The sequence below is a fragment of the Candidatus Symbiopectobacterium sp. NZEC135 genome, from assembly GCF_025962695.1.
On record NZ_JAGFPF010001009.1, the window covers coordinates 1 to 781 of the forward strand.

The window sequence follows — 781 nt, forward strand, 5'->3', positions numbered from 1 at the left end:
CACACAGTCTGCCAGCATGTTTCACTTTCCGAGCGATAAACGCATCACAGTGACAATTTCTCCCGCCACCGGGCGCTGCTCTAGCGGTTGCCAACCCATTCGGGCATAGAGCGCCTGCTTGTCGGGCGTATACAAATACAGCATCTCGATGCCCTGCTGCTGGCAGCGCGCCACACAGGCATTCACCAGCGCGGTGGCCAACCCTTTGCCGCGCTGCGAAGGGGCCGTGACCACTTCACCCAGCCAGTATTCTCCTTCCGGGCAATCTTGCAACTCATAGCGGATAATACTGGCGGTGGCAACCGCATTGTCATCGGGAGTAAACATGCCCAGCGTGAAGGCGTAATCGCTCGCCACGCCGCGCTGACGTAGCGCTGATTCAATGGCTGGCGCACTCGACCAGCGGGGAAACGCCGACCATTCGGCGTAGAGCAATGCGGCAACGCAAGCAATGCGCGCGGGGTTGTCATGCAGATCGTGGATGTCCATAAACACGCTACCAACGGTCAGAGAAAATCTGACCTTACCCTGAGACTGCGCGCAGAGGCAAGCGTTAGAGGGACTCGCTGGCCGTGGTGTTAACAATAAATACCGACAGATAGCCCAGGTGGTGCATAAACTCGCGCAAAATCAGCAAACGGGCAGTAAATGCGTTGTCCAGCGGAATGGCTTCCCAACTGGCGGGGCGGCCCAGCATCACCTGTTCGAAACGTTTAAACAGTCGCCCGAAATCGTCCTGCTCAATATGCCAGCCGGGCCCATTGGCCGACACGCCAGTCGC

The 781-nt window shown here is 58.1% G+C and carries 1 protein-coding gene and 1 pseudogene; both read right to left on the reverse strand.

Annotated features, from left to right (window positions below; genetic code table 11):
* Positions 1–21: 21 nt before the first annotated feature.
* Positions 22–489 (reverse strand): GNAT family N-acetyltransferase, encoded by a 468-nt coding sequence (locus J5224_RS32080; RefSeq protein WP_264628999.1) that lies wholly within the window; start codon positions 487–489, stop codon positions 22–24.
* Between the two features lie 64 nt (positions 490–553).
* Positions 554–781, reverse strand: a pseudogene (locus J5224_RS32085) (hypothetical protein); the annotation flags it as partial.

Excerpts from the sequence above, each read along its gene's own strand:
- J5224_RS32080 (WP_264628999.1), bottom strand. The coding sequence starts at position 489 with ATGGACATCCACGATCTGCATGACAACCCCGCGCGCATTGCTTGCGTT.